The following is a 24,168-nucleotide window of genomic DNA, read 5'->3' as shown; positions in this document are numbered from 1 at the left end:
TCCGCGGATGACCGCGCCCGAATCGACCCTGGCCGGGACCGGCCCGGTCGCCGTCCTGCCCGCCCTGCGCTGGCGGCGCGAGGACACCCTGCGTACGGCCGGGCTGATGGCGGTGATCCTGGCCCTGCACGCGGTGGCCTTCGGGACGCTGCTGTTCCTGGTGGTGCCGTACGACTACCGGGTCGGCACCCAGGTGTTCGGCGTCGGCCTGGGCGTCACCGCGTACACCCTGGGGATGCGGCACGCCTTCGACGCCGACCACATCGCGGTGATCGACAACACCACCCGCAAGCTGATGGCGGACGGCCGCCGCCCGGTCTCGGTGGGCTTCTGGTTCGCGCTCGGCCACTCCTCGATGGTGGTGCTGATGGCCGCCCTGGTGGCTGGGGGCGCGGCGCTGGCGGGCACCCTGATGGACGAGGACTCGACCACCCACCAGGTGCTGGGCACCGTCGGCACCACCGCGTCCGGTGCCTTCCTCTACCTGATCGCGGCGCTCAACCTGGTCGCCCTGCTGGGCATCTGGCGGGTGTTCCGGGCGATGCGGGCCGGGGAGTACGACGAGGCCGAGCTGGAGAAGCACCTGGACGCCCGGGGCTTCCTGGCCCGGCTGCTGAACCGGGCCACCCGCTCGATCAGCCGCCCCGGGCAGATGTTCCCGGTCGGCATGGTGCTCGGCCTGGGCTTCGACACCGCCACCGAGGTCACCCTGATGGTGATGGCGGGCTCCGGCGCGGCCTCCGGCCTGCCCTGGTACGCGGTGGTCTGCCTGCCGCTGCTGTTCGCCGCCGGGATGAGCCTGTTCGACACCCTGGACGGCACGTTCATGAACATCGCCTACCAGTGGGCGTTCTCGAACCCGGTCCGCAAGGTGTACTACAACCTGACCATCACCGGGCTGTCGATCGCGGTGGCCTTCGTGATCGGCACCATCGAGCTGGTCGCCGTGCTGCACGACAAGTTCGGCCTGACCGACCCCGTCACCGGCTGGATCGCCGGCCTCGGCCTGGACAACGTCGGCTTCGTGATCGTCGGCCTGTTCGTGGTGGTCTGGGCCGCCGCGATCGGCTACTGGCGGATCGCCAAGCGCTCCCGGGCGTTCGGCGGCCCGCGGGCGGGCGCGTCCTGACGGCGCGTCAGCCGGCGGCCAGGATCAGTGTCCCGGCCACCGCGAGGCCCGCGCCCACCACCTGCACCCGCAGCAGCCGCTCCTTCAGCAGGCCGCGCGCCATCAGCGCGGTGACCACCGGGTAGAGCGAGGCCAGTACGGCCGCCACCGCCACCGACCCCAGGTGCGAGGCGGCCGCGTACAGGCCGTTCGCGGCCACGTCGGCCACCCCGACGGCGGTCAGCGCGGGCAGCGACCGGGCGCCCGCCGAAAGTCCGAGGGGCCGCCGGCGGGCCGCGGCGGCCAGCATCCCGGCCCCGACCACCGCGTTGGTCAGCCGCTGCACGCACAGCGTGAGCAGCAGGGCGCCGCCCGCGCTGGCGTGCGCGACCAGGGCCAGCACCGCCCCGAAGGCGAACGCCGCGCCCAGCGTCAGCACCAGCACCCGCCGGCCGACCGCGGGCCCGCCGCGCTGCGGGCCGCCCGCCAGGGCGACCCCGGCGACGGCCACCGCGATGCCCAACCCCTGGACGGCGCCGGGCCGTTCGCCGAGGAACAGGCCGACGCCGATCGGCACCAGCACGCCGACGGTGGCCAGCGGCGACACCACGCCCATCGGCCCGAGCGCCAGCGCCCGGTAGAACGCCAGCAGCGCGAACGGCCCGACCACGCCCGCCGCCACCGCGTACCAGAGGGCGGGGGAGGCCCCCGGCCAGCCGCCGGTGGCGGTCACCGCCGCCGCGAGCACCGCGGCGGCGGCCGACTGGGAGAGCACCACCACGGTCGGCGCGGGCACCCGCCGGGTGATCGCCCCGCCCCCGTAGTCGGCGACGCCCCAGAGCAGGCTGGCGAGCAGCGCGAACGCGGCGCTCACCGGAGGAACCGGCAGGCGGACAGCATGGTGGACCCCGCAGTACAGTCGGTGGATCTGTCGATGCCGCCGCAGCATAGTTCAACCTGCTGCACCCGCCCAACCAGAATATTGGACTGCCCGTGCCGGACGCCGATCTCGTCACCCAGGCCCTCGCCCGCAACCTCAAGCGTCTGCGGCTCGAACGCGGCCACACCCTGGACGCCCTGGCCGCCCGCTCCGGGGTCAGCCGCGGCATGGTCGTCCAGATCGAACAGGCCCGCACCAACCCGAGCGTGGGCACCGTGGTCCGGCTCGCCGACGCGCTCGGGGTCTCGATCGCCCGGCTGCTCGACTACGACGAGACCTCCGCCGTCCGGATCGTCCCCGCCGAGCAGGCCGTCCGGCTGTGGAACGGCCCCGGGGGCGGCAGCGGCACCCTGCTCGGCGGCGCCGAGGCCCCCGGGCCGCTGGAGCTGTGGTCCTGGCGGCTGCACCCCGGCGAGTCGCACGCCTCCGACCCGCACCCGCCCGGCACCGTCGAGATCGCCCGGGTCGACGAGGGCGTGCTCACCCTCACCCTGGACGGCCGCGAGCACCGCGTCCCGGCCGGGGCCACCGCCTCCTACGAGGCCGGCACCGCGCACGGCTACCGCAACGACGGCGACGCGCCGTGCCTGGTCACCATGGTGGTCTCGGTCCCCCCGCCCGGCGCGTAGCCGACCGCCGACCGCCGACCGCCGACCGGCGGCCGGACACGGGCGAAGGGCCCCGGGGAAGCCCCGGGGCCCTTCGCGTCCCGCCGTGCGCCGTCAGCCGCCGTACCTGCGCCGGTACAGCTCCACCCGGCCCTCGGTGTCCATCAGCCGGGCCCTGCCGGTGTAGAACGGGTGGCTCGCCGAGGACGTCTCGACGTCCACCACCGGGTACGTCCGCCCGTCGGCCCACTCGACCGTCCGCTCGCTCGCGGCGGTGGAACGGGTCAGGAACGACAGGCCCCCGGTCTTGTCGCGGAACACCACCGGACGGTAGTCGGGGTGAATTCCCTGCTGCATGACTGCTCCTCCTCGCTGTGTGTCGGTCGGTCTGGTCCTCCGGGCTCCCCGGGTGCCTCAGCGGGCCTCGCGGAACTCCACGTGCCGCCCGGCCACCGGATCGAACTTCCTCAGCACCATCCGGTCCGGGTCGTTGCGGCGGTTCTTCCGCGTCGCGTACGTGAACCCGGTGCCCGCCGTCGACCGGAGCGTGACCACCGGTCGCAGTTCGCTGCGTGCCATGCCCGCCTCCTCTCCGTCCTTCTCCCGGCAACGATTGCCGTTTTCATCAGGTCACAACACGGCCGCCCCGCCGGGCATTCCCCACCCGACGGCCCGCCCCGACAGGCGCCCCGGGGCCCCCGTTCGTAGGCTCGGAGCATGTCCGACGCGCACGCCGAACGACGCGAACGCCTCCGCGAGCACTGCAGCGCCTCCGGGGCCGACGCCGCGCTGATCACGCGCGCCGCCAACGTCCGCTACCTGACCGGCTGCCCGCCGCTGGGCGCCGCGCTGCTGCTCACCCGCGAGCGCGCGGTGCTCGCGGTGCCCGAGGACGCCGAGCCGGCCGAGGGCGGCGAGGGCGGCGAACGGCGGCTCGACCCGGAGGTCACCCGGCTGCCGGTGCCCGGCGAGGCCGACGCGGCGTGCGCCGCCGCCGAGGCCGCCGCCCGGCTGCGGGTGCGCGACCTGGCCGTCGAGGAGCACGACCTCACGGTGGCCCGGCACCGCGCCGTCGCCCGGCTGGCGCAGGCGGACCGGCTGCTGGACCTGGACCGGGCGGTCGAGCGGCTGCGGGTGGTCAAGGACGAGCACGAGATCGCCGACCTGCGGATCGCCGCCGAGATCGCCGACCAGGCCCTCGGCGAGCTGCTCGAATCCATCCTGGTCGGCCGCACCGAGCGGCACCTGGCGATGGAGCTGGAGCGCCGGATGATCGACCACGGCGCCGACCGGGCCGCCTTCCCGGTCTCGGTCGGCACCGGCACCCACTCCGGCCTGGAGCGCCACCAGCCCACCGACCGCCGGGTCGAGGAGGGCGACTTCCTCACCGTCGCGCTCGGCGCCAGCTACCGCGGCTACGGCATCTCCACCGCCCGCACCTTCGTGATCGGCGCCGCCCCCGCCGCCTGGCAGGTCGAGCTGCACCGGCTGGTCTTCCACGCCCAGCGGGCCGGCCGGGAGGCCCTCGGCCCCGGCGTCGAGCAGCACGTCCCGGACGACGCGGCCCGCTCGATCCTCCAGGCCGCGGGCCACGCCGAGCGCTCCGTGCACGCCCTGGGGCACGGCATCGGCCTGGAGATCCGGGAGGCTCCGCGCCTGGGGCCCGCCGACATGGGTAAACTGGACAATCGCGTGCCGGTCACCGTCGGCCCCGGGGTCCATCTCCCGGGTCGGGGCGGCGTCCGGATCGAGGACACGCTCGTGGTGCGGCCTCCCGAGGAGGGCGGGCCCGAGCTGCTCACCATCACCACCAAGGAGCTCCTCGCGCTGTGACCGAGCCCGGTCCCGGCGGCGCGCCGCTTGGTGTTCCTTGACAGCGGACATATCAGGAGTAAGTGCGCCCGTGGCTACCACGAACGATCTCAAGAACGGCATGGTCCTCAAGCTGGACGGCGGCAAGCTCTGGACCGTCGTCGAGTTCCAGCACGTCAAGCCCGGCAAGGGCCCGGCCTTCGTTCGCACCAAGCTGAAGGAGGTCCTCTCCGGCAAGGTCGTCGAGAAGACCTTCAACGCGGGCATCAAGGTCGAGACCGCCAACGTCGACAAGCGGACCATGCAGTACTCGTACCGCGACGGCGACGCGTTCATCTTCATGGACATGGACACCTACGACCAGGTCCCGGTCGACTCCGCCACCGTCGGCGACGCCGCCAAGTACCTGCTGGAGGGCTTCGAGGCCCTGGTCGCGCAGAACGAGGGCGTCCCGCTGTACGTCGAGCTCCCCGCCGCGGTCGAGCTGGTCATCGCCGAGACCGAGCCGGGCGTCCAGGGCGACCGCTCCACCGGCGGCACCAAGCCCGCCACCCTGGAGACCGGCGCCGAGATCCAGGTGCCGCTGTTCGTCACCACGGGCGAGAAGGTCAAGGTCGACACCCGCGACGGCAGCTACCTCGGCCGGGTCAAGTAACCGTGGCGGCTGCTCGTAGCAAGGCCCGCACCCGGGCCTTCCAGATCCTGTTCGAGGCGGACCACCGCGGCGTGTCCCCCGAACGGGTGCTCGCCGACTGGATCGCGCGGGCCCGCGACCCCCGTCCGGACGAGGGCATCCCGCAGGTCGCGGAGTACACCATGCAGCTGGTCGAGGGCTACGCGCAGCACGCGCGCACCATCGACGACCTGATCTCCACCTACGCGGTGGGCTGGACGCTGGACCGGATGCCGATCGCCGACCGCAACGTGCTCCGGCTCGGTGCGTACGAGCTGATCTGGGAGGACGGGACGCCCGACGCGGTGGTCCTGGACGAGTCGGTGGAGATCGCCAAGGAGTTCTCCACGGACGAGTCGCCGGCCTTCGTCAACGGCCTGCTCGCCCGGTTCATGGAGCTCAAGCCGAGCATCCGGCGCTGAGCCCCGCACCTCCCGAAGGCCGCCGGACCTGTTGGTCCGGCGGCCTTCGCGCGTAAGCTACCGGCAAGTAATGTTCTTGCCCGCCGCGCAGAAGGGCCGCGAAGCCATGCCGGAGACCACCCCCGCCTTCGAGTTCGACCAGGGCATCGCGCTCACCCCGCACCCCGGCGAACCCGGCCGCTACGACGGCGAACTCGGCGACGGCTGGCAGATCGGCGGCGGCGTCAACGGCGGCCTGCTGCTCGCCTTCGCCGCGCACGCCCTCGCCCGGGAGGCCGGACCGGCGCACCCGCACCCGCTCACCGTCAGCGGCACCTACGTCTCCGCCTCCCGGCCCGGCCCGGCCACCGTCCGCACCGAGATCGTCCGGCGCGGGCGCAGCCTGGCCACCGGCAGCGCCGTCCTCTCCCAGGGCGGCGAGGAGCGGCTGCGCCTGACCGCCTCCTTCACCGACCTCGCCGGGCTCGACGCGGAGGTCGCCACCACCGCGCTGCCGCCGGAGCTGCCCGGGCCCGAGCAGTGCATAGGCGTCGAGCACGCCCCGCGCGAACTCATCGCCCAGGCCGCCCTGTTGCAGCGCCTCGACCTGCGGCTCGACCCGGCCGCCATCGGCTGGGCGATGGGGCAGCCGTCCAAGCGGGGGCGCATCCAGGGCTGGTTCCGGCTCGCCGACAAGCGCCCCGCCGACCCGCTCTCCCTGCTGCTCGCCGCCGACGCCCTCCCGCCGGTCACCTTCGACCTCGGCCGCCCCGGCTGGGCCCCCACCATCGAACTCACCGTGCACGTCCGGGCGCTGCCCGCCGACGGCTGGCTCCGGGTCTCCCACGCCACCCGCAACGTGGCCGGCGGGTACTTCGAGGAGGACTGCGAGATCTGGGACGAGAACGGCCGACTGGTCGCCCAGTCCCGCCAGTTGGCGAAGACGCCGCGCTGAGCCCCCCGGCCCGGACCCGCTCCGGCGACGGTCGGTTGCAGACTTGTGACAGGCCGTGTGTGTGGGGCGGGTGTGGGAGGGGAGGAGTGGGACAGCAGTTGCTCGACCGAGAACCCCGGGAGCCACCGATGTCCAGGAACAGCCGCCGGCCGCGCCGTTGCAGTGCAGAGCCCTCGCACCGGGGCGGGGAGGTCTTCGTGACGGGCATCCTGACCGGCGAGGCGGACTTCGAGCGGGTGCGGGCCTGGCAGGTGACGGACGCGCCGGACTACGCCACGTACCTGCGGGAGGCCGGGGAGCTGCTGGCCGGGGCGGTCGAGGAGTACGGCACCGTCCGGGCCCGGATGTTCCACCCGGAGGACTTCGCCGACTACTGCCTGCTGCACGGGCTGGACGTGCGGGAGCAGGCCGCGCGGGACGGCTACCTGGTCAACCCGCCGCTGCAGACCCAGCTGGTGACGTACCGCGGCGAGGACCTGCCGGACTTCCTGCCGCGGCTGGTCCGGGCCCGCGAGGGCGGGCTGACGCTCCGGTACGCGGACCTGCTGATGGACGGGGCGCTGTGCGGGACGGCGGGCGCGGTGGCCGAGCCGCGGGCGCGCTGGACGTACCAGCAGGCGTCCGAGGTGTTCCGGCGGGTGCTGGTCGGGGCGGGCTGCGGGGCGTACGAGTTCCGGGTGGTGGTGGACGCGCCGTCCGGGCCGCTGGAGGCCCGGGCCCGGGTGCTGCACTGGGAGGACGGCGCGGTGCGGATCAACGACGAGGACCTGGACCTGGTCACCGCGGTGCTGTGCGCCGGGCTCTACCGCGAACTGCCGGGCGCCGCGGTGCTGCACGGGACGCAGGGCTCGGGCGCGCTGTGCGGGGAGTACCGGCAGGTGGCCTGGGCCTGGCGGAGCACCGGCCAGGAGTGGTCGCCGGCCGAGCTGGCGGTGGCCGGGGTGGCGGCGGTCCCCGGGTTCAGCCTGGGCACGGTGGTCTGAGCCGCCCGGCCGGCGCGGCCCGGCGGGCCCGGAACGGCGGGCGGGGAAGTGCGAGACAGCGGGGCGGGAGACCGGTTGCTTCCGGTGTCCCGCCCCGCTGTGACGTTTCTTCAAACGGACGAGCGGCCGACCGAGGTCAGCTCGCGTCCTCCTCGCGGACCGCGCGGCGCGCGTCCGGGTTCAGCACGCCCCAGCTGATCAGCTGCTCGGTGAGGATCGAGGGGGACTGGTCGTAGATGACGGCCAGGGTGCGCAGGTCGTCCTGGCGGATCGAGAGCACCTTGCCGTTGTAGTCGCCGCGCTGCGACTGGATGGTCGCGGCGTAGCGCTGCAGCGGGCCGGCCTTCTCGGACGGGACCTGGGTCAGCCGCTCCAGGTCGAGGACCAGGCGCGGCGGCGGCTCGGCGGCCCCGCCCGGGGTGCCGCCGGGCAGCAGCTCCTGCACCGGCACGCCGTAGAACTCGGCCAGCTCGGCGAGGCGCTGCACGGTGACCGCGCGGTCACCGCGCTCGTAGGAGCCGACGACCACAGCCTTCCAGCGACCCTGGGACTTCTCCTCGACGCCGTGCAGGGAGAGACCCTGCTGAGTGCGGATCGCCCGGAGCTTGGCTCCGAGCTGCTTCGCGTAGTCGCTGGACAATGGATCTCCCCGGACGAGATTGCTTCGCGTGCGCTGAAATGTGAGCGACGAGGGCCACTGCGGCGCACCTTCGTAACTCACTGTGAGGTTACGTAGAGTGAGGGTGGCGCGTCAAGCCGAATGGGGCACTCGTGCGAACGGGCGGCGAACGGGCCGCGATCAGCACGCTGCTACCATGGGCCAGGCTCCGGCTGCGGTCGGAAACCATTCCAGACATCCTTTAAGACCCGTCCCGTGAGGCGGGGAAGGAGGTCCGCTCCGGCATGACCACACCCAGTTCCACCCCCCGCGCCCCGCACCAGGTGCTGGACGCCACCGACATCGCCCGGGTCGTCACCCGGATCGCGCACGAGATCGTCGAACGCGCCAAGGGCGCCGAGGACGTCGTGCTGCTCGGCATCCACACCCGCGGCGTCCACCTGGCCCGTCGGCTCCAGGGCAAGCTGGCCCAGATCACCGGCCGGGAGATCCCGCTCGGGACGCTGGACATCACCATGTACCGGGACGACCTGCGGCTGAAGCCCGCCCGGGCCCAGGAGCACACCGAGATCCCGCCCGGCGGCATCGACGGCAAGCTGGTGGTCATGGTCGACGACGTGCTGTTCTCCGGCCGGACGATCCGCGCCGCGCTCGACGCGCTCAACGACATCGGCCGCCCGCGCGCCGTCCGGCTGGCCGTCCTGGTCGACCGCGGCCACCGCGAACTGCCCATCCGCGCCGACTACGTGGGCAAGAACCTGCCCACCTCGCTGCGCGAGGCCGTGCAGGTCCGGCTGGCCGAGTCCGACGGGCTGGACGCCGTCCTGCTGGGCGACCGCGACTACGCGGCCCGCTCCTCCCAGGCCCTCGCCGCCGACCCCGAACCCGCGCAGTAGCGCCGCGTGAAGCGCCACCCCGACCCCGGCCCCGACGGCGCCGCGGCCGCCCCGCGCCGCGCCCCCGGCCCGGCGACCGACACCGACGCTCCCCGCACCCCCGACCCCCAGGAGGCCGCCCAGTGACCACCTACCTGATCCGCAACGCCCAGATCCTCGGCGGCGCCCCCCGGGACATCCACATCGCCGACGGCGTCTTCGCCGCGATCGGCGAGGACCTGGACGTCACGGCCGACATCGACCTCGACGCGCGCGGCCTGGTCGCCCTGCCCGGCCTGGTCGACCTGCACACCCACCTGCGCGAGCCCGGCCGGGAGGACGCCGAGACCGTGCTCACCGGCACCCGGGCCGCCGCCATGGGCGGCTACACCGCGGTGCACGCGATGGCCAACACCTTCCCGGTCGCCGACAGCGCCGAGGTGGTCGAGCAGGTCTGGCGGCTCGGCCGGGCCTCCGGCTACTGCGACGTGCAGCCGGTCGGCGCCGTCACCGTCGGCCTGGAGGGCAAGGAGCTCGCCGGACTCGGCGCGATGCACGACTCCGCCGCCGCGGTCCGGGTGTTCTCCGACGACGGCAAGTGCGTGGACGACCCGGTGCTCATGCGCCGCGCCCTGGAGTACGTGAGGACCGTCGACGGCGTGATCGCCCAGCACGCCCAGGAGCCCCGGCTGACCGCCGGCGCCCAGATGAACGAGGGCACCGTCTCCGGCGAGTTGGGCCTGCCCGGCTGGCCCGCCGTCGCCGAGGAGTCGATCATCGCCCGGGACGTGCTGCTCGCCGCGCACCTCGGCGCCCGGGTGCACATCTGCCACCTGTCCACCGCCGGGTCGGTCGAGATCGTCCGCTGGGCCAAGGGCCGCGGCTGGGACGTCACCGCCGAGGTCACCCCGCACCACCTGCTGCTCACCGACGAGACGGTGCGCAGCAACGACCCGGTGTACAAGGTCAACCCGCCGCTGCGCACCGCCGCCGACGTCGAGGCGCTGCGCGAGGCGCTGGCCGACGGCACCATCGACGCCGTCGCCACCGACCACGCCCCGCACCCCGCGGCGGACAAGGACTGCGCCTGGACGGTCGCCGCGATGGGCATGGTCGGCCTGGAGACCGCGCTGTCGGTCGTGCAGCAGACCATGGTCGACACCGGCCTGCTGAACTGGGAGGGCGTCGCGGACCGGATGTCGCACCGCCCGGCCCGGATCGGTCGGCTGAGCGGCCACGGACGGTCGGTCTCGGTGGGCGAGCCCGCCAACCTGGTGCTGTTCGATCCCGCGTACCGTGGAGTGGTGAACCCCGACACCTTCGCCACCCGCTCCCGCAACAGCCCGTACCAGGGGATGGACCTGCCCGGCCGGGTGCACGCCACCTTCCTCCGCGGTGAGGCGACCGTGCTGGCCGGAGAGCTGGTCGAGCGCTGATGCTGCTCGCCACCGAGAAGGGCCGCGTCACCGACTGGCCCGGGTACATCGGCGCCACGGTCGGCCTGTTGATCCTGATCGCGCTGGTGTACTGGCTGATGCGGCAGGGCTGGAACTGGCGGCGCACGCTCCAGTCCGACCTGCCCGCGCCGGAGCCCGCACCGCAGGACCCCGGCCCGGCGCTGCTGGCGGCGCCCGGCCGCTACCACGGCTCCACCACCGCCGGGAACTGGCTGGACCGGGTCGTCGCGCACGGCCTGGGCAAGCGCAGCCTGGCCGAACTCACGCTCACCGAGCGGGGCCTGCTGGCCCGCCGCCCCGGCGAGGACGACCTGTGGATCCCGGCCGCCGCGCTCACCGGCGCCCGCACCGACTCCGGCCTCGCCGGGAAGGTCGTGCCGAGCGGACTGCTGGTGGTCGGCTGGCGGCTCGGCGGGAGCGAGCTGGAGAGCGGCTTCCGCCTGGACGCCGCCGCCGCGCACGACGACTGGGTCGAGGCCGTGCAGGCACTAGTGACACGTACGAAGACGATGAAGACGGAAGAGGCCGCCACATGACCGCACCTGCCCCCACCACGCAGCGCACCAGGCGGGAGCGCGTGCCTGCCGTGCTCGTCCTGGAGGACGGCCGGACCTTCCGCGGCCAGGCGTACGGCGCGGTCGGCGAGACCTTCGGCGAGGCGGTCTTCAACACCGGCATGTCCGGCTACCAGGAGACCCTGACCGACCCGTCCTACCACCGCCAGGTGGTCGTGATGACCGCCCCGCAGATCGGCAACACCGGCTGGAACGACGAGGACGACGAGTCGCAGCGGATCTGGGTCTCCGGCTACGTGGTCCGCGACCCCGCCCGGGTCGCCTCCAACTGGCGCTCGAAGCGCTCGCTGGACGAGGAGCTGGAGCGCCAGGGCGTCGTCGGCATCAGCGGGATCGACACCCGCGCGCTCACCCGCCACCTGCGCGAGCGCGGCGCGATGCGGGTCGGCATCTTCTCCGGCCCGGCCGTCGCCGACCGGGCCGAGCTGCTGGCCAAGGTGCAGCAGGCCCCGGAGATGAAGGGCGCCGACCTGTGCGCCGAGGTCGCCACCAAGGAGACCTACGTCGTCCCGGCGATCGGCGAGAAGAAGTTCACCGTCGCCGCCCTCGACCTCGGGATCAAGGGCATGACCCCGCAGCGGATGGCCGAGCGCGGCATCGAGGTGCACGTGCTGCCCGCGAACAGCTCGGTGGAGGACATCTACGCCGTGCGGCCCGACGGCGTGTTCTTCTCCAACGGCCCCGGCGACCCGGCCACCGCCGACCGGCAGGTCGAGGTGCTGCGCGGCGTGCTGGCCAAGAAGACCCCGTTCTTCGGCATCTGCTTCGGCAACCAGCTCCTGGGCCGGGCCCTCGGGTTCGGCACCTACAAGCTCAAGTACGGCCACCGCGGCATCAACCAGCCGGTGCAGGACCGCGCCACCGGCAAGGTCGAGGTGACCGCCCACAACCACGGCTTCGCCGTGGACGCGCCGCTGGACCGGGTGAGCGACACCCCCTTCGGGCGGGTCGAGGTCTCCCACGTCTGCCTCAACGACGACGTGGTCGAGGGCCTCCGGGCACTCGACACCCCCGCCTTCAGCGTGCAGTACCACCCCGAAGCGGCAGCCGGCCCGCACGACGCCGCCTACCTCTTCGACCGCTTCGTGAGCCTTATGGAGGGCCAGCGTGCCTAAGCGCACCGACATCAAGTCCGTCCTGGTGATCGGCTCCGGTCCGATCGTCATCGGCCAGGCGGCGGAGTTCGACTACTCGGGTACGCAGGCCTGCCGGGTGCTCAAGGCGGAGGGGCTGCGGGTCATCCTGGTCAACTCCAACCCGGCGACCATCATGACCGACCCGGAGATCGCCGACGCCACCTACGTCGAGCCGATCACCCCGGACTTCGTCGAGAAGATCATCGCCAAGGAGCGCCCCGACGCGCTGCTGCCGACCCTGGGCGGCCAGACCGCGCTGAACACCGCGATCTCGCTGCACAAGGCCGGCACGCTGGAGAAGTACGACGTCGAGCTGATCGGCGCCGACGTCGAGGCGATCAACAAGGGCGAGGACCGCGAGCTGTTCAAGGGCGTGGTCGAGGCCGTCCGCGCCAAGATCGGCCACGGCGAGTCCGCCCGCTCGGTGATCTGCCACTCGATGGAGGACGTCCTGGCCGGCGTCGACACCCTCGGCGGCTACCCGGTCGTGGTCCGCCCCTCCTTCACCATGGGCGGCGCCGGCTCCGGCTTCGCGCACGACGAGGAGGACCTGCGCCGGATCGCCGGCCAGGGCCTGACCCTCTCGCCGACCACCGAGGTGCTCCTGGAGGAGTCCATCCTCGGCTGGAAGGAGTACGAGCTGGAGCTGATGCGCGACAAGCACGACAACGTCGTGGTGGTCTGCTCCATCGAGAACTTCGACCCGATGGGCGTGCACACCGGCGACTCGATCACCGTCGCCCCGGCGATGACGCTCACCGACCGCGAGTACCAGATCCTGCGCGACATCGGCATCGCGGTGATCCGCGAGGTCGGCGTCGACACCGGCGGCTGCAACATCCAGTTCGCGGTCAACCCCGCCGACGGCCGGGTCATCGTCATCGAGATGAACCCGCGCGTCTCGCGCTCCTCCGCGCTGGCCTCCAAGGCGACCGGCTTCCCGATCGCCAAGATCGCCGCGAAGCTCGCCGTCGGCTACACGCTGGACGAGATCCCCAACGACATCACCGAGCAGACCCCGGCCTCCTTCGAGCCGTCCCTCGACTACGTCGTCGTCAAGGTGCCGCGCTTCGCGTTCGAGAAGTTCCCGTCCGCCGACGCCACGCTGACCACCACCATGAAGTCGGTCGGCGAGGCCATGGCGATGGGCCGCAACTTCCCCGAGGCGCTGAATAAGGCGCTGCGCTCGCTGGAGAAGAAGGACTCCCAGTTCAGCTGGGTCGGCGAGCCGGGTGACAAGGCCGAGCTGCTGGTCAAGGCCCAGGTCCCGACCGACGGCCGGATCAACACCGTCATGCAGGCGATCCGGGCCGGCGCCACCCCCGAGGAGGTCTTCGAGTCCACGAAGATCGACCCGTGGTTCGTCGACCAGCTCTTCCTGGTCAACGAGATCGCCGCCGAGCTCGCCGAGGGCGACAAGCTCGACCCGGAGCTGCTGCGGCACGCCAAGCGGCACGGCTTCTCCGACCAGCAGATCGGCGAGATCCGCGGCCTGCGGGCCGACGTGGTCCGCGAGGTGCGGCACGCGCTGGGCATCCGCCCGGTGTTCAAGACGGTCGACACCTGCGCCGCCGAGTTCGCCGCGAAGACCCCGTACTTCTACTCGTCCTACGACGAGGAGAGCGAGGTCGCCCCGCGCACCAAGCCCGCCGTGATCATCCTGGGCTCCGGCCCGAACCGGATCGGCCAGGGCATCGAGTTCGACTACTCCTGCGTGCACGCCTCCTTCGCGCTCGCCGACGCCGGGTACGAGACCGTGATGGTCAACTGCAACCCGGAGACCGTCTCCACCGACTACGACACCTCCGACCGGCTCTACTTCGAGCCGCTCACCCTGGAGGACGTGCTGGAGATCGTGCACGCCGAGCAGCAGGCCGGACCGCTGGCCGGCGTGATCGTGCAGCTCGGCGGCCAGACCCCGCTGGGCCTGGCGCAGGCGCTCAAGGACAACGGCGTGCCGATCGTCGGCACCCCGCCGGAGGCGATCCACCTCGCCGAGGAGCGCGGCGCGTTCGGCCGGGTGCTGCGCGACGCGGGCCTGCCCGCGCCCAAGCACGGCACCGCGTTCTCCTTCGAGGAGGCCAAGGCGATCGCCGACGAGATCGGCTACCCCGTGCTGGCCCGCCCGTCCTACGTGCTCGGCGGCCGCGGCATGGAGATCGTCTACGACGAGCCCTCGCTCGCCTCCTACCTGGAGCGGCACGCCGGCCTGATCTCCGAGCACCCCGTGCTGATCGACCGCTTCCTCGACGACGCGGTCGAGATCGACGTCGACGCCCTCTACGACGGTCACGAGCTGTACCTCGGCGGCGTCATGGAGCACATCGAGGAGGCCGGCATCCACTCCGGCGACTCCGCCTGCGCGCTGCCCCCGATCACCCTCGGCGGGTACGACATCAAGCGGCTGCGCTCGGCCACCGAGGGCATCGCCGAGGGCGTCGGCGTGCGCGGCCTGATCAACATCCAGTTCGCGCTCTCCGGCGACATCCTGTACGTGCTGGAGGCCAACCCGCGCGCCTCCCGCACCGTGCCGTTCACCTCCAAGGCCACCGCCGTCCCGCTGGCCAAGGCCGCCGCCCGGATCTCGCTCGGCGCCACCGTCGCCGAACTGCGCGCCGAGGGCCTGCTGCCCCGGGAGGGCGACGGCGGCACGCTGCCCGCCGACGCGCCGATCTCGGTCAAGGAGGCCGTGATGCCGTGGTCGCGCTTCCGCGACGTGCACGGCCGCGGCGTGGACACCGTGCTCGGCCCCGAGATGCGCTCCACCGGCGAGGTCATGGGCATCGACCGGGTCTTCGGCACCGCGTACGCCAAGTCCCAGGCCGGCGCGTACGGCGCCCTGCCCACCAAGGGCAAGGTGTTCGTCTCGGTCGCCAACCGCGACAAGCGCAACCTGGTCTTCCCGGCCCGCGCGCTGGTCGAGCTCGGCTTCGAACTGCTCGCCACCACCGGCACCGCCGAGGTGCTCCAGCGCGGCGGCATCCCCGCCACCGTGGTGCGCAAGCACTCCGACGGCGTGGGCCCGGACGGCGAGAAGACCATCGTCCAGCTGATCCACGAGGGCGAGGTCGACCTGATCATCAACACCCCGTACGGCACCGGCGGCCGCCTCGACGGCTACGAGATCCGCACCGCCGCGGTCTCCCGGGGCGTGCCCTGCCTGACCACCGTGCAGGCGATGGGCGCGGCCGTCCAGGGCATCGCCGAGCTGCGGCGCGGCGAGATCGGCGTGATGTCGCTGCAGGAGCACGCCGCCCTGATCAACTCCGGCCGCAGCTAGGCCGAACCCGTGGGGGGCACGCCGGTCCGGTCACCGGGTGCCCCCCACGTCCATGTCCCGGTCCGGCTCGGCTGACGGAGGTCACCCCCGCGATGTACAAGCTCCTGTTCCACCTGGTGTTCAAGAAGATGGACCCGGAGAAGGCCCACCACCTGGCCTTCTTCTGCATCCGGCTGGCCCGCTCGGTGCCCGGCCTGCGCACGCTGGTGCGGGCCCTGCTCGCCCCGCGCGACCCCCGGCTGCGCACCACCGCGCTCGGCCTCGACCTGCCCGGCCCGTTCGGCCTCGGCGCGGGCTTCGACAAGGACGGCATCGGCATCGACGGCCTGTCCATGCTCGGCTTCGACTACGTCGAGATCGGCACCGTCACCGGCGAGCCGCAGCCCGGCAACCCGGCGCCCCGACTGTTCCGGCTGGTCGAGGACCGGGCGCTGATCAACCGGATGGGCTTCAACAACCAGGGCTCGGCCCGGGTCGCCGCCCGCCTCGCCGCCCGCCCGCACACCACCAGCACCCCCGTCATCGGCGTCAACATCGGCAAGACCAAGGCCGTGCCGGAGGACGAGGCGACGGCCGACTACCTGAAGAGCGCCCGGGCGCTCGCCCCCTACGCCGACTACCTGGTCGTCAACGTCTCCTCGCCGAACACCCCCGGGCTGCGCAACCTCCAGGCCGTCCAGGTGCTCGGGCCGCTGCTGTGGGACGTCCGCAAGGCCGCCGACGAGGTCACCCGCCACCACGTGCCGCTGCTGGTGAAGATCGCCCCCGACCTCGCCGACGAGGACATCGACGAGATCGCCGACATGGCCCTGCACCTCGGCCTGGACGGCATCATCGCCACCAACACCACCATCGGCCGCGAGGGCCTGCGCACCCCCGCCGAGCGGGTCGCCGAGATCGGCATGGGCGGCCTCTCCGGCGCCCCGCTCAAGGAGCGCTCGCTGGAGGTGCTGGAGCGGCTGCGCAAGCGCACCGACGGCCGGCTCGCCCTCGTCTCGGTCGGCGGGATCGAGACCGCCGAGGACGCCTGGCAGCGCATCCTGGCCGGCGCCGACCTGGTCCAGGGCTACTCCGCGTTCATCTACCAGGGCCCGTTCTGGATGCGCAAGGTGCACAGGGGCCTGTCGGCCCGGCTGCGCGCCGCCGGGTACGCCACCATCGGCGAGGCGGTCGGCCGGGGCAACCGCTGAGACCCGCCCCGCCCACCGCACCACCACGACCACGACGACGAGAGACCGCGATGACTGACACCACGCCCTTCGGCACCCGCCTGCGCGCCGCCCTCGACACCCGGGGCCAGCTCTGCGTCGGCATCGACCCGCACGCCTCGCTGCTCACCGCCTGGGGCCTGAACGACGACCTGGCCGGGCTGGAGACCTTCTCCCGCACGGTGGTCGAGGCGCTGGCCGACCGGGTCGCGGTGCTCAAGCCGCAGTCCGCGTTCTTCGAGCGCTTCGGCAGCCGCGGCACCGCCGTGCTGGAGCGCGCGGTGGCCGAGGCCCGGGCGGCCGGGGCGCTGGTGCTGATGGACGCCAAGCGCGGCGACATCGGCTCGACCATGGCCGCGTACGCCGAGACCTTCCTGGCGCCGGACAGCCCGCTGTTCTCCGACGCGCTCACCGTCAGCCCCTACCTGGGCTTCGGCTCGCTCCAGCCGGCCGTGGACCTGGCGCACGCCAACGGCTGCGGCCTGTTCGCGCTGGCGCTGACCTCCAACCCGGAGGGGCACGAGGTGCAGCGCGCGGTCGGCGCGGACGGGCGGAGCGTGGCGCAGGCGGTGCTGGACCGGCTGGCGGCGGAGAACGCGGGCGCCGAGCCGCTCGGGTCGTTCGGCGCGGTGGTCGGCGCGACCCTCGCGGACGCCGGCGTGGACCTGGCGATCAACGGCCCGCTGCTGGCCCCCGGCGTGGGCGCGCAGGGCGCCACCGCGGCCGACCTGCCGCGGGTCTTCGGCGACCAGGTGCGCAACGTGGTGCCCTCGGTCAGCCGGGACGTGCTCAGGCACGGACCGTCGGTGGCGGCGCTCCGGCAGGCCGCGCAGGTGTTCGTCGACGATGTGAGGGGCGTCACAAACGCCTGAGCAATCGGCCGCCAACTCGGTTGATTTGACCGGAAAACTCCCAGGTCGGCCCCTGCTGACCTGGACTTTTCGTGTTCTTTTCCTGACGCGGCGGCCCAAGTTGGGTAGTGTCCGGCGGTAGGACGCCAGTTGGCGGTGGTCACGGCCACCTCCGCAGGTCAGAGCCTGTGGCGTCCGGGCACCACCAAGTCATGGCTCATCCCTTCCATCCACACCTGAGGTGAACGGCGTGGCTCTTCCGCCCCTTACTCCCGAACAGCGCACCGCCGCGCTCGCCAAGGCCGCCGAGGCTCGCCGGAAGCGTGCCGACGTCAAGAACCGGCTGAAGCACTCGGGCGCCTCGCTGCACGACGTCATCAAGGCCGGCAAGTCCGACGACGAGGTCATCGGCAAGATGAAGGTCTCCGCCCTGCTGGAGTCCCTGCCGGGCGTCGGCAAGGTGCGCGCCAAGCAGATCATGGAGCGCCTGGGCATCTCCGAGAGCCGTCGCGTGCGCGGCCTCGGTACGAACCAGATCGCTTCCCTGGAGCGCGAGTTCGGCGGCGCCGCCTCCTGACCGGAGGCCGGTGTCGGCGGAACCTCCGCGATCCGGGATAATCGGTGCATGAGTGAGCGTCCGCGGCTGACCGTGCTCTCCGGCCCCTCCGGGGTCGGCAAGAGCACGGTCGTCGCTCATATGAGGAAGCAGTTCCCCGAGGTCTGGCTGTCGGTGTCGGCGACGACCCGGCACCCGCGCCCCGGTGAGCGCGACGGCGTGCAGTACCACTTCGTCGACCACGAGCAGTTCGACAAGCTGGTGGCCAACGGCGAGCTGCTGGAGTGGGCGGTCTTCGCCGGGAACCGGTACGGGACGCCGCGCCAGGCGGTGCTCGACAAGCTCGACAAGGGCGAGCCGGTGCTGCTGGAGATCGACCTCCAGGGCGCCCGGCAGGTCAAGGAGTCGATGCCCGAGGCGCAGTTGGTCTTCCTGGCCCCGCCGAGCTGGGAGGAGCTGGTCCGCCGGCTCACCGGCCGGGGCACCGAGCCGCAGGACGTGATCGACGAGCGGCTCGCGGTGGCGAAGGTCGAGCTGGCGGCGGAGTCGGAGTTCGACACGACCCTTGTCAACACCTCCGTCGAGCAGGTAGCGGCCGAACTGCTAGCCTTGCTCGGTGTAGCCTGACCGGATCGGCTGCACCCAGCCGGTCTGACAAAACCACTTCGGAAGGTTCAGCGTGTCCTCTTCGATGACCGCGCCCGAGGGCATCATCAACCCGCCGATCGACGAGCTGCTCGAGGCCACCGACTCCAAGTACAGCCTGGTGATCTACGCGGCCAAGCGGGCCCGCCAGATCAACGCGTACTACTCCCAGCTGGGCGAGGGCCTGCTGGAGTACGTCGGCCCGCTGGTCGACACCCACGTGCACGAGAAGCCGCTGTCGATCGCGCTCCGCGAGATCAACGCCGGCCTGCTCACCGCCGAGGCGGTCGAGGGCGCCTGAGCCCCGCGCTCCCCGGAGGGCCCGTCCGACGCCACCGCGCGTCGGGCGGGCCCTCCGTCGTTCCCGGGGCCGTGGGTCCGTAGGCCCGCGAGGGCCCGCGGGGTGTGCGCGGTGACACGTCGCAGCCGCGCGCTGAGGGGCCGTAAGGTGGGCGCGAGCCCGTCGCAGCGTCGCAGCAAGGAGAGCCGACCGTCATGAACGCGTCCCGTGTGGTCCTCGGCGTGAGCGGCGGGATCGCCGCCTACAAGGCCTGTGAGCTGCTGCGGAGGTTCAGCGAGTCCGGGCACGAGGTGACGGTGGTGCCGACCGCGGCGGCGCTGCACTTCGTCGGGGAGGCGACCTGGGCGGCGCTGTCCGGGCGGCCGGCGGCGACCGAGACCTGGGAGCGGGTGCACGAGGTCCCGCACGTGCGGATCGGGCAGCGGGCGGACCTGGTGGTGGTCGCCCCGGCCACCGCCGACCTGCTGGCGAAGGCCGCCCACGGCCTGGCCGACGACCTGCTGACCAACACCCTGCTGACCGCCCGCTGCCCGGTGGTGTTCGCGCCCGCCATGCACACCGAGATGTGGGAGCACCCCGCCACCCGGGAGAACGTCGCCACGCTGCGGCGGCGCGGCGCGGTCGTCATCGAGCCGGCCGTGGGCCGGCTCACCGGCGTCGACACCGGCAAGGGCCGGCTGCCCGACCCGGCCGAGATCTTCGCCGTCTGCCGCCGGCTGCTGGAGCGCGGCCCGCTGGAGCGCGACCTGACCGGCCGTCACGTGGTGGTCTCGGCGGGCGGCACCCGCGAGCCGCTCGACCCGGTGCGCTTCCTCGGCAACCGCTCCTCCGGCAAGCAGGGCTACGCGCTGGCCGCCACCGCGGTGGCCCGCGGGGCCCGGGTCACCCTGGTGGCCGCGAACACCGCGCTGCCCGACCCGGCCGGGGTGGACGTGGTCCGGGTCGGCACCGCGCTGCAGCTGCGCGAGGCGGTGCTGAAGGCCGCCGGGGACGCCGACGCGGTGGTGATGGCCGCCGCGGTGGCCGACTTCCGGCCCGCCGAGTACGCTAGCGGCAAGATCAAGAAGGTGGACGGGGTCGAGCCCGCGCCGATCGTGCTGGTCCGCAACCCCGACGTGCTGGCCGAGGTCGCCGCCGACCGCCCCCGTCCGGGGCAGCTGGTGGTCGGCTTCGCCGCCGAGACCGACGACGTGCTGGCCAACGGCCGGGCCAAGCTCGCCCGCAAGGGCTGCGACCTGCTGGTGGTCAACGAGGTCGGCGACGGCAAGGCGTTCGGCCAGGACACCAACAGCGCCGTGCTGCTCGGCGCGGACGGCTCGGAAGTCCACATCGCGGACGGGCCGAAGGAGATCCTGGCGGACGCGATCTGGGACCAGGTCGCCGCCCGGCTGCCCCGCGACGGCGCCGAGGCGGAGCGTTAACCGACGCAACGCCCCGAGTTGTCCCGGTAGTTGGATCTTGCGGAGCCGCCGGTTCGGCCGCGACCCGCCCTGACCGGCGAAGATCCACCGGTGTGATCCGTGTCCCGGACACGACGGACCTTCGTCAGGAGTGCCCCGCGATCGGTAGCCGACCGTTACACTCCACTCCAGGAATCAAGTCTTTCCGGATGCCTCGGGACTTCCGAGCGCATTCAGTCAGCAGCCGCTGCAACCCCAGGGAGCGCTGTGTCTCGCCGCCTGTTCACCTCGGAGTCCGTGACCGAGGGACACCCCGACAAGATCGCTGACCAGATCAGCGACACCATCCTGGACGCCCTCCTGAAGGACGACCCGACCTCGCGCGTGGCCGTGGAGACCCTGATCACCACGGGTCTGGTGCACATCGCCGGCGAGGTGACCACGAAGGCGTACGCGCCGATCGCGCAGCTGGTCCGGGAGAAGATCCTGGAGATCGGCTACGACTCGTCGAAGAAGGGCTTCGACGGGGCCTCGTGCGGTGTGTCGGTGTCGATCGGCGCGCAGTCGCCGGACATCGCGCAGGGTGTGGACACCGCGCACGAGCACCGGGTCGAAGGCGACGTCGAGGACGAGCTGGACCGGCAGGGCGCGGGCGACCAGGGCCTGATGTTCGGTTACGCGTGCGACGACACGCCGGAGCTGATGCCGCTGCCGATCACGCTGGCGCACCGGCTGTCGCGGCGGTTGAGCGAGGTCCGCAAGAACGGGACGATCCCGTACCTGCGGCCCGACGGCAAGACCCAGGTCACCATCGAGTACGACGGCGACCGGGCGGTGCGGCTGGACACCGTGGTGGTGTCCTCGCAGCACGCCAGCGACATCGACCTGGACTCGCTGCTCACCCCGGACATCCGGGAGTTCGTGGTGGAGCCGGAGCTGAAGGCGCTGGCCGAGCAGGGCATCGAGCTGGTCACCGAGGGCTACCGGCTGCTGGTGAACCCGACCGGGCGGTTCGAGATCGGCGGGCCGATGGGCGACGCGGGCCTGACCGGCCGCAAGATCATCATCGACACGTACGGCGGCATGGCCCGCCACGGCGGCGGCGCCTTCTCGGGCAAGGACCCGTCCAAGGTGGACCGCTCGGCGGCGTACGCGATGCGCTGGGTGGCGAAGAACATCGTCGCCGCCGGCCTGGCCCGCCGGGCCGAGGTCCAGGTCGCGTACGCGATCGGCAAGGCCGAGCCGGTGGGCCTGTTCGTGGAGACCTTCGGCACCGAGAGCGTCCCGGTCACCAAGATCCAGGAAGCCGTCACCAAGGTCTTCGACCTGCGCCCGGCCGCGATCATCCGCGACCTGGACCTGCTGCGCCCGATCTACCAGCAGACCGCCGCGTACGGCCACTTCGGTCGTGAGCTGCCGGACTTCACCTGGGAGCGCACCGACCGCGTCGACGCGCTGAAGGCCGCCGCCACCAGCTGAGCACGCCCCATCCGCAGCCGTCCGTCCGGGGGTTCCCGCCCCCGGCGGGCGGCTGCGTCGTGCCGCCGGTGCTGTCGGCGGGTTCCGCTAGGTTGGGGGCGTGAGCAGCGCGGACGGCCCCGGGGAGCAGCTGGCGTTCATCCGGGAGACGGTGCGCCGGGCGAAGCCGCGGGCCGCGCGCGGCGTGGTGCCCGCCGAGCGGCAGCCGGTGGCGCGGGTGCTGGTCGACAAGGGTGTGCTGAGCCTGGACCAGTACTTCGACTACGCGGTGCCCGAGGCGATGTCCGAGGACGCCCGGCCGGGCGTCCGGGTCCGGGTGCGGTTCGGCGGCCGGGTCGGCGCGCACGGGCGGCGCGAGGGCGGGGCGCTGCACGACGGGTTCGTGGTCGAGCGGCGGGACGACTCCGACTACCCGGGCCCGCTGGCGCCGCTGGCCCGGGTCCTGTCGCCCGAGCAGGTGCTGACGCCGCAACTGCTGCGGCTGTGCCGGGCCGTTGCCGACCGCTACGCCGGGACGCTGGCGGACGTGCTGCAACTGGCGATCCCGCCCCGGCACGCCGGGGCGGAGGGCGAGCCGTCACCGCGCCCGCTGCCGCCGCCGGACGCGCCCCCGGCCGGGAGCTGGGAGCGGTACGTGCACGGGCCCGAGTTCCTCGGCTCGCTGGCGGGCGGGCACGCCCCGCGCGCGGTCTGGACGGCGCTGCCCGGCCCCGAGTGGCCGGCCGAGATCGCCCGGGCGGTCGCGGCGACCCTGGCCGCCGGGCGCGGCGCGCTGGTGGTGCTGCCGGACGGGCGCGCGGTGGCCCGGGTGGACGCGGCGCTGCGGGCGCTGCTCGGCGAGGGGCGGCACGCGGTGCTGGCCGCCGAGACCGGCCCGCAGGAGCGCTACCGGCGCTGGCTGTCGGTCAGCCGGGGCTCGGTGCGGGCCGCGATCGGCACCCGGGCGACGGTGTTCGCACCGGTGCGCGACCTCGGGCTGGTGGTGGTCTGGTCGGACGGCGACAGCAGCCACAGCGACCCCAACGCGCCGTACCCGCACGTGCGGGAGGTGGCGCTGCTGCGGGCCGCCGAGGAGGGCGCGGCGGTGCTGCTGGGCGGCGTGTCGATGACGGTCGAGGCCGCGCAGCTGCTGCGCTCCGGCTGGGCCCGGCCGCTGGCCGCCGCCCGGGAGACGGTCCGGCGGACCGCGCCCCGGGTGCGCACGGTGACCGAGCACGACCAGGCCCGGGACGGGGCGGCCCAGGCCGCCCGGCTGCCGTCGGTGGCCTGGGAGACCGCCCGGGAGGCGCTGGCCCGGGGGCCGGTGCTGGTCCAGGTGCCGCGACGGGGCTACGCGCCCCGGCTGGTCTGCGGGAACTGCCGGGAGACGGCCCGCTGCCGGGCCTGCGGCGGGCCGCTGCAGTCGCCGGCGGCGGACGCCGCGCTGGTCTGCGCCTGGTGCGGAACGGAGGAGGCGGACTGGCACTGCGTCGAGTGCGGGTCGTTCCGGCTGCGGGCCGCGGTGGTGGGCGTGCGGCGCACCGCGGAGGAGCTGGGCAAGGCGTTCCCGCGCATCCCGGTGCGGACGTCCGGGCGGGACGCGGTGCTGGCGACGGTGCCGGGCACGCCCGCGCTGGTGCTGGCCACGCCCGGCGCGGAGCCGGTCGCGGACGGGCCCGGGTACGCGGCGGCGCTGCTGCTGGACGGCTGGGCGCTGCTCAACCGGCCCGACCTGCGGGCCGGCGAGGAGGCGGTGCGGCGCTGGCTGACGGCCGCCGCGCTGGTCCGCCCGGCGGGGGAGGGCGGCACCGTCGTGGTGGTCGCGGAGCCGGCGGCGCGGCCGGTGCAGGCGCTGGTGCGGTGGGACCCGGCCGGGCACGCCGGGACGGAACTCGACGAGCGGGAGGAGCTCAGGTTCCCGCCGGTCTCGCGGATGGCCTCGGTGACGGGGCCGGCCCGGGCGGTCGCGGACCTGCTGGGGCTGCTGCGGCTCCCGGCGGGCGCGGACGTGCTGGGGCCGGTGCCGGTGTCGGTTCCGGCGCACGGGGGTTCGGGGGGTTCCGGGGGAGCGCGGGAGGAGGGGGTGGAGCGCGCGCTGGTGCGGGTCGCGCCGGGGCAGGGGGCCGCGCTGGCGTCCGCGCTGAAGGCGGCGCAGATCGCGCGGCTGGCGCTGCGGGGGGCGGAGACGGTGCGGATCCGGGTGGACCCGACGGACATCGGCTGAGACCCGCTGCGCCGGGCGTTGGCGGGATGGTGCGGAAACGGGGGCGCGGGGAACTGCGCGCGGCGGGAGTCGCGCGTCAGCGAGGTCGCGGGGTGGGGCAAGT

The 24,168-nt window shown here is 73.5% G+C and carries 24 protein-coding genes; 20 read left to right on the top strand and 4 right to left on the bottom strand.

What is annotated here, in order from left to right:
- The first annotated feature begins 7 nt into the window (after positions 1–7).
- Positions 8–1,129 carry a HoxN/HupN/NixA family nickel/cobalt transporter gene (locus ACIQVD_RS15125; protein ID WP_402289290.1) on the top strand — a complete coding sequence of 374 codons (1,122 nt, stop codon included), beginning with the start codon at positions 8–10 and terminating at the stop codon, positions 1,127–1,129.
- A gap of 7 nt (positions 1,130–1,136) precedes the next feature.
- On the opposite strand, the gene ACIQVD_RS15120 is transcribed toward ACIQVD_RS15125, so the two are convergent.
- Positions 1,137–1,982 (bottom strand): EamA family transporter, encoded by an 846-nt coding sequence (locus tag ACIQVD_RS15120; RefSeq protein ID WP_402289287.1) that lies wholly within the window; start codon positions 1,980–1,982, stop codon positions 1,137–1,139.
- 119 nt (positions 1,983–2,101) lie between these two features.
- Here ACIQVD_RS15120 and ACIQVD_RS15115 point away from each other — a divergent pair, with 119 nt between their 5' ends.
- Positions 2,102–2,677, top strand: a complete 576-nt coding sequence (locus ACIQVD_RS15115) for a helix-turn-helix domain-containing protein (RefSeq protein WP_100835256.1) — start codon at positions 2,102–2,104, stop codon at positions 2,675–2,677.
- A 93-nt stretch (positions 2,678–2,770) separates the two neighbouring features.
- On the opposite strand, the gene ACIQVD_RS15110 is transcribed toward ACIQVD_RS15115, so the two are convergent.
- Positions 2,771–3,013 carry a type B 50S ribosomal protein L31 gene (locus ACIQVD_RS15110; protein WP_400689461.1) on the bottom strand — a complete coding sequence of 81 codons (243 nt, stop codon included), beginning with the start codon at positions 3,011–3,013 and terminating at the stop codon, positions 2,771–2,773.
- A 57-nt stretch (positions 3,014–3,070) separates the two neighbouring features.
- Complete coding sequence (gene rpmG, locus ACIQVD_RS15105) at positions 3,071–3,235, bottom strand: 50S ribosomal protein L33 (RefSeq protein ID WP_100835254.1); 165 nt, start codon at positions 3,233–3,235, stop codon at positions 3,071–3,073.
- A 138-nt stretch (positions 3,236–3,373) separates the two neighbouring features.
- On the opposite strand from rpmG, the gene ACIQVD_RS15100 reads away from it, so the two are divergent.
- The 5 genes from ACIQVD_RS15100 (at position 3,374) to ACIQVD_RS15080 (ending at position 7,480) form a co-directional block, all read left to right on the top strand.
- Complete coding sequence (locus ACIQVD_RS15100) at positions 3,374–4,489, top strand: aminopeptidase P family protein (protein WP_400689458.1); 1,116 nt, start codon at positions 3,374–3,376, stop codon at positions 4,487–4,489.
- A 70-nt stretch (positions 4,490–4,559) separates the two neighbouring features.
- The gene (gene efp / locus ACIQVD_RS15095) at positions 4,560–5,123 is read left to right on the top strand and encodes an elongation factor P (RefSeq protein ID WP_033211640.1); all 564 of its coding nucleotides are present in this window, start codon (positions 4,560–4,562) and stop codon (positions 5,121–5,123) included.
- A 2-nt stretch (positions 5,124–5,125) separates the two neighbouring features.
- Positions 5,126–5,563: a transcription antitermination factor NusB gene (gene nusB / locus ACIQVD_RS15090; protein ID WP_099897939.1), complete on the top strand. Its 438-nt coding sequence runs from the start codon at positions 5,126–5,128 to the stop codon at positions 5,561–5,563.
- 70 nt (positions 5,564–5,633) lie between these two features.
- Positions 5,634–6,497, top strand: a complete 864-nt coding sequence (locus tag ACIQVD_RS15085) for a thioesterase family protein (protein WP_400689454.1) — start codon at positions 5,634–5,636, stop codon at positions 6,495–6,497.
- Positions 6,498–6,694: 197 nt separating this feature from the next.
- Positions 6,695–7,480 (top strand): hypothetical protein, encoded by a 786-nt coding sequence (locus ACIQVD_RS15080; RefSeq protein ID WP_400689451.1) that lies wholly within the window; start codon positions 6,695–6,697, stop codon positions 7,478–7,480.
- 136 nt (positions 7,481–7,616) lie between these two features.
- Here ACIQVD_RS15080 and ACIQVD_RS15075 read toward each other — a convergent pair whose 3' ends face one another.
- Positions 7,617–8,120, bottom strand: a complete 504-nt coding sequence (locus ACIQVD_RS15075; RefSeq protein WP_030459171.1) for a transcriptional regulator — start codon at positions 8,118–8,120, stop codon at positions 7,617–7,619.
- 263 nt (positions 8,121–8,383) lie between these two features.
- Here ACIQVD_RS15075 and pyrR point away from each other — a divergent pair, with 263 nt between their 5' ends.
- From pyrR to ACIQVD_RS15010, 13 genes are all read left to right on the top strand, one after another.
- Positions 8,384–8,995, top strand: a complete 612-nt coding sequence (pyrR, locus tag ACIQVD_RS15070; RefSeq protein WP_111555853.1) for a bifunctional pyr operon transcriptional regulator/uracil phosphoribosyltransferase PyrR — start codon at positions 8,384–8,386, stop codon at positions 8,993–8,995.
- Positions 8,996–9,117: 122 nt separating this feature from the next.
- Positions 9,118–10,410, top strand: a complete 1,293-nt coding sequence (locus ACIQVD_RS15065) for a dihydroorotase (protein ID WP_400689447.1) — start codon at positions 9,118–9,120, stop codon at positions 10,408–10,410.
- Complete coding sequence (locus tag ACIQVD_RS15060; RefSeq protein WP_100835248.1) at positions 10,410–10,967, top strand: hypothetical protein; 558 nt, start codon at positions 10,410–10,412, stop codon at positions 10,965–10,967. Before ACIQVD_RS15065 ends, ACIQVD_RS15060 begins: the two co-directional genes overlap by 1 nt.
- The gene (gene carA, locus ACIQVD_RS15055) at positions 10,964–12,121 is read left to right on the top strand and encodes a glutamine-hydrolyzing carbamoyl-phosphate synthase small subunit (protein WP_400689443.1); all 1,158 of its coding nucleotides are present in this window, start codon (positions 10,964–10,966) and stop codon (positions 12,119–12,121) included. The genes ACIQVD_RS15060 and carA overlap by 4 nt, the downstream gene beginning before the upstream one ends.
- Positions 12,114–15,422 carry a carbamoyl-phosphate synthase large subunit gene (gene carB / locus ACIQVD_RS15050; RefSeq protein ID WP_400689440.1) on the top strand — a complete coding sequence of 1,103 codons (3,309 nt, stop codon included), beginning with the start codon at positions 12,114–12,116 and terminating at the stop codon, positions 15,420–15,422. The genes carA and carB overlap by 8 nt, the downstream gene beginning before the upstream one ends.
- A gap of 92 nt (positions 15,423–15,514) precedes the next feature.
- Positions 15,515–16,612: a quinone-dependent dihydroorotate dehydrogenase gene (locus ACIQVD_RS15045; protein ID WP_402289276.1), complete on the top strand. Its 1,098-nt coding sequence runs from the start codon at positions 15,515–15,517 to the stop codon at positions 16,610–16,612.
- Between the two features lie 50 nt (positions 16,613–16,662).
- On the top strand, positions 16,663–17,502 hold the full coding sequence (gene pyrF, locus ACIQVD_RS15040; protein WP_400689434.1) for an orotidine-5'-phosphate decarboxylase: 840 nt from the start codon (positions 16,663–16,665) through the stop codon (positions 17,500–17,502).
- A gap of 229 nt (positions 17,503–17,731) precedes the next feature.
- On the top strand, positions 17,732–18,058 hold the full coding sequence (mihF, locus tag ACIQVD_RS15035) for an integration host factor, actinobacterial type (protein ID WP_030459182.1): 327 nt from the start codon (positions 17,732–17,734) through the stop codon (positions 18,056–18,058).
- Between the two features lie 48 nt (positions 18,059–18,106).
- The gene (gene gmk / locus ACIQVD_RS15030) at positions 18,107–18,664 is read left to right on the top strand and encodes a guanylate kinase (protein WP_400689430.1); all 558 of its coding nucleotides are present in this window, start codon (positions 18,107–18,109) and stop codon (positions 18,662–18,664) included.
- A gap of 52 nt (positions 18,665–18,716) precedes the next feature.
- The gene (rpoZ, locus tag ACIQVD_RS15025; RefSeq protein WP_030459184.1) at positions 18,717–18,983 is read left to right on the top strand and encodes a DNA-directed RNA polymerase subunit omega; all 267 of its coding nucleotides are present in this window, start codon (positions 18,717–18,719) and stop codon (positions 18,981–18,983) included.
- Positions 18,984–19,177: 194 nt separating this feature from the next.
- Positions 19,178–20,404, top strand: a complete 1,227-nt coding sequence (gene coaBC / locus ACIQVD_RS15020) for a bifunctional phosphopantothenoylcysteine decarboxylase/phosphopantothenate--cysteine ligase CoaBC (RefSeq protein ID WP_400689426.1) — start codon at positions 19,178–19,180, stop codon at positions 20,402–20,404.
- 246 nt (positions 20,405–20,650) lie between these two features.
- The gene (metK, locus tag ACIQVD_RS15015; protein WP_400689423.1) at positions 20,651–21,862 is read left to right on the top strand and encodes a methionine adenosyltransferase; all 1,212 of its coding nucleotides are present in this window, start codon (positions 20,651–20,653) and stop codon (positions 21,860–21,862) included.
- A 100-nt stretch (positions 21,863–21,962) separates the two neighbouring features.
- Positions 21,963–24,065: a primosomal protein N' gene (locus tag ACIQVD_RS15010; protein WP_402289269.1), complete on the top strand. Its 2,103-nt coding sequence runs from the start codon at positions 21,963–21,965 to the stop codon at positions 24,063–24,065.
- The last annotated feature ends 103 nt before the right edge of the window (positions 24,066–24,168 follow it).

Origin of the sequence: Kitasatospora sp. NPDC090308 (assembly GCF_044769485.1) — a bacterium.
In the GTDB taxonomy this organism is placed as follows: domain Bacteria; phylum Actinomycetota; class Actinomycetes; order Streptomycetales; family Streptomycetaceae; genus Kitasatospora; species Kitasatospora fiedleri.
This window is presented reverse-complemented; position numbering and strand designations above follow the sequence as displayed.